Here is a 3,722-nt window from a genome sequence, read left to right as displayed (position 1 = left end):
TTGTTTCCCCCTCTTTTTAGGGGGAAAATTTTTTTATCCTTTTTTCAAACCCTTGGGCTACAAGGAGTCTGTAACATCGCAATTACCTCCGTATCAACATTGACATATTTTGTCTCTGTTTTTGCTGCGGCTTGTACACTTGAACTATGTAGGATTTTTGTCAGTGAAACGCCCTGTACCGTTTTATCAAAAGCAGGAGTGGATAATACTGCAAAACAAAGTGGTATGACTAAGCCTTTTTTCATTTCAATCTCCTTTCCAATTGGATCTTTCGCCAGCTCCAGGGTTCCTGAAATTTAAAATTTCATTCTTTTGGCCCTTGTTCTATCAAAATACCCTAAATCCTGTCAAATCCGTCTAGTAAAATTATCGTCTTTTTTTGGTATTTTTTAAGGGGGACAGGCCAATTTCATTGAAAAAATAAACCGAAAGTCGCAAAGTGTGAAAAAATCTCTTTTGGCAAATGCCGGGAATCATCCTCCCAGCGTTGAATTGGAAGAAACCCCATTAAGAAAAACAAGAATGCATCAGTGATCATTAGCCAGTCATTAGACTAAAAGACGGTGAACGCAATGAATGACAGCGTTCACCGTCTGTAACTTTTTGGATAGTCTTCACGATAGAGCTTACTTCGATTTTGGCTGTGTCAAATCATAAAGGGTAACGCCATCAACTGTTTTTGATTTAAAGTTCTTTTGACCCCAACTGGTGATCGATGAGCTTGTATTGGAACCTCTGCCCATGGCGCCATTTGGGGCATTGTTTTCAACCTTTTTGCCATTTGTATTGCCATCTTGCAAGGTTTTGCCCATTTGTTTCATATTGCCGAAGGAGCCTCTTCCATTATTGATAAAGTAGTGGATCTTCCCTTGCCGGACATATTTTTTAAACGCGGAAAGGGTCGGGGCCGGGTCACTTCCTGTAAAACCGCCGATGTCCATCACGGGTTGATCTGTTGCAAGCTGATAAGTCGCCGGAGATGCGCACTTACCGTTGCAGCGACCCAAGTGTATGTTGATGCACCTTTTTGTAACAACTTCACAATCTTTTTACTTTTGGATTCAGACCTTCCAGGAAATCCACCCTGTGTCTTTGGGGTTTATTACAGAAACTTAGTCTAGAGGGCTTCTTTTAAATTTTTCTTAATTTCGCCTGAATGTTTCGGTAGGGGGGGACAGACCGAATTTTGCCGCAAGATTTATAGATTGGTGCGGAGGCGAAAAAGCGATCCTTAACTCATGATCATGCTAAGCATGGCGTTATCGCAATTTGATTTGGATGTCCAGCGGATGCCGGCTTCGTGATTAGATAGCTGAATCGTTGATGAATCGGTATTAATGGAAACAGGGACAGCGAGGATTGCAAAAACGGCCGGCTTGTCCACCCAATCATTTAATGGGCATTTTAATGATAAGAAAACCCTAAAAACAAAACCGGGAGCACAATGCGTACTCCGGTTTTGTTCCGGCTCTCATGATAAAGCTGTATAAGGCAGCATTCCCTTTTTCCGTGCAACTTTCGAGCATGTGAGGGGGGCATGGAAAACAGGCATTAAATGCCGGAGAACCTTACTTCATTGCATGGCTTACCAAAAATACCCGCCGTAGCCCCCATATCCGCCATAACCGCCGCCGTAACCGCCGACATATGAGGCACCGATGATGATCAACAGGATAAACAATACGACGACTAAAGCGAAACCGCCACTGTAAACGCCTCCATCAGACATCTTTTTAACCTCCTTTCGAAATAGCCATAACATACTATGTGAAATTCTCCATAAGGGGAGGGCGCTTTCTGTAAATCCGTACATGGCTGAACCCGATTATCACCGGCCGGGCTGCGCCAGTCCTATCTGCTTCTAAAAATGCCGCAAAAACTTCTTACCAGAAGAAGAAAGGAATTAAAGCCAAAGCAGCGATTGAACCGATGGCAATGCCCCAGCCAAATCCCCATCCCCAACCCCAGCCTCCGTAGCCAAATCCGCCAAGATTGCGGGGGCCTCCAAGCGGCCGAAGGAACACTCTGTTTCCGCTCACATGATGAATAATGCCTCTATGGATCCGTCCATCAACCGTCCGGATTTGGACCGCTCTGCCCCTGTATCGATGGCATAGTGCATGGAAGTGACGATATGACATAAAAATATCCTCCAATCCTTTAGGAATTGTACAGTATATGATTTTTGCCGGCGGATACGGTGGACAAAACGATCAGGCTTTTTGTGGAATTATCGTGCGGGATTTTGAAACCCAGGTGCAGGGATGAAAATGACTTGAAATCGATTTGTACTTTGGAGATAACCACATGTTCAGGGATGCGGTTATCGGGTAAAACTTACATGGAATCGATTTGTGCCAAAACCTTTGCATCGGTTTTGAGCACATCTTTTACGGAGAGGCCGGTTTTTTCAAGATATTGCTTGACGAGGTAGTATCCGGCGCAATAACCGGACATTTTCGGGTAAACACGGGAGCCGTACAAAATCTCCTGATGTTGCTGTTTTGTTTTTTGAATGTCTCTGTGCGGGTACACGTATTGTCTCCATATTTTCTCCATTTCGTCATTGGAATAAGAAAAGGCCCAGGATGAAACGTATTTGTGCCCGAATTTTTCCCTGACTGCATTTTCTGCTAGCCCTTCTAAAATAATCGTATCCAATAAAACATAATCGGCCTCCTCTTTCGGGTATTTTGTAAGCCGACAAACATGGTTATATTCGTGGATAAATAATGACCTGATTTCCGTTTCACTGTTCCGGGGAGAAACGAATAAAAATAATTGATCTTTAAAGGCTAATCCTGCTTTTCCGTTAAATTCATTTTGAATCAGTAAGTTGGCGGAGTCGGACGGAAAAATATAAATCGGGACATCCGGCCCATCCCATTCTTTTTTGCAGCAGAGAAATTCATTTTTTGCGATTTCCCAAACATGAAGGTTTTGCAATTGCCGGACAATCGCGGCTCCGTTATTTTCAGGCTGGTACATGCCATGATAGGCCAGATAGTCATAAATTTCCGCAGCACTTGCGCCTTTAAAATGCGCTTTGAATTTTTCACAAATCGCTGCCGGCCGGTGATATAATTGGCGCAGCCACTTGTCCGTTTTAACAACGCTCATATGCCTTCCTCCATTGCTTTTTCTTAACCAAAGTATGTTTTTAACGGCTTTCCGAAAGAAGTCTCCCATCCTCAAGGAATGTGAAGGTGCGAATCGCACCAATGAGTAGGTGGGAGATGAATTTCGGTTGGCTTTAGCCAAAGTTATTTTTCCAATCCTTTTCTCAACAATTCTAAGATTGCGGCTGTTCTAGTTGGAATCCCATTTTCTTTTTGATATTGCTTCAATTTTTCTAATATCGTCTTAGGCATACGAATTTCTACACGTTCTTTCTCTTCTCTCATGATTATCACCTCATATTGATTATACGGATTTTTTTACGATATAATCAATATATACAAAATTTTTTCGCACAAAGTGAGGTGAATGGATATGGCCAAGCAAAACAAAGCTTTCAAGTTTCGTTTGTTACCAAACAAAGAACAATCCGCATTATTAGCTAAGACATTTGGTTGTGTTCGCTTTGTCTACAATAAGATGTTAGCTGAACGCAAAGAAACGTATGAAAAGTACAAGGATGATAAAGAATCGCTTAAAAAGCAAAAGTTTCCGACTCCTGCAAAATATAAAAGTGAATTTCCATTCCTAAAAGAAGTGGATTC

6 protein-coding genes and 1 pseudogene are annotated in these 3,722 nt (G+C 42.3%); 2 read left to right on the top strand and 5 right to left on the bottom strand.

What is annotated here, in order from left to right:
- Positions 1-300: hypothetical protein (locus tag IC21_RS17400; protein ID WP_235801119.1), on the top strand; the 300-nt coding region annotated here is incomplete at its 5' end.
- Positions 301-626: 326 nt separating this feature from the next.
- Here the strand turns inward: IC21_RS17400 and IC21_RS12055 are convergent.
- From IC21_RS12055 to IC21_RS17025, 5 genes and pseudogenes are all read right to left on the bottom strand, one after another.
- Positions 627-1,007 carry a mannosyltransferase YkcB-related protein gene (locus tag IC21_RS12055; protein WP_455709019.1) on the bottom strand — a complete coding sequence of 127 codons (381 nt, stop codon included), beginning with the start codon at positions 1,005-1,007 and terminating at the stop codon, positions 627-629.
- 641 nt (positions 1,008-1,648) lie between these two features.
- A pseudogene (locus tag IC21_RS17715) lies at positions 1,649-1,729 on the bottom strand (YjcZ family sporulation protein); the annotation flags it as partial.
- Between the two features lie 154 nt (positions 1,730-1,883).
- Positions 1,884-2,141, bottom strand: coding sequence for a hypothetical protein (locus IC21_RS12050; protein WP_014096209.1), 258 nt, complete (start codon positions 2,139-2,141; stop codon positions 1,884-1,886).
- A gap of 196 nt (positions 2,142-2,337) precedes the next feature.
- Positions 2,338-3,120: a DUF2268 domain-containing putative Zn-dependent protease gene (locus IC21_RS12045; protein ID WP_029143109.1), complete on the bottom strand. Its 783-nt coding sequence runs from the start codon at positions 3,118-3,120 to the stop codon at positions 2,338-2,340.
- 143 nt (positions 3,121-3,263) lie between these two features.
- Positions 3,264-3,404, bottom strand: a complete 141-nt coding sequence (locus tag IC21_RS17025; RefSeq protein ID WP_013858507.1) for a ribbon-helix-helix domain-containing protein — start codon at positions 3,402-3,404, stop codon at positions 3,264-3,266.
- Positions 3,405-3,492: 88 nt separating this feature from the next.
- Here IC21_RS17025 and IC21_RS12040 point away from each other — a divergent pair.
- Positions 3,493-3,722: helix-turn-helix domain-containing protein (locus IC21_RS12040; protein WP_035180912.1), on the top strand; the 230-nt coding region annotated here is incomplete at its 3' end.

Origin of the sequence: Heyndrickxia coagulans DSM 1 = ATCC 7050 (assembly GCF_000290615.1) — a bacterium.
Lineage (GTDB): Bacteria > Bacillota > Bacilli > Bacillales > Bacillaceae_C > Weizmannia > Weizmannia coagulans.
Note: the sequence above shows the minus strand (reverse complement) of the source record. Positions and strands in the feature narration are given on the sequence as shown.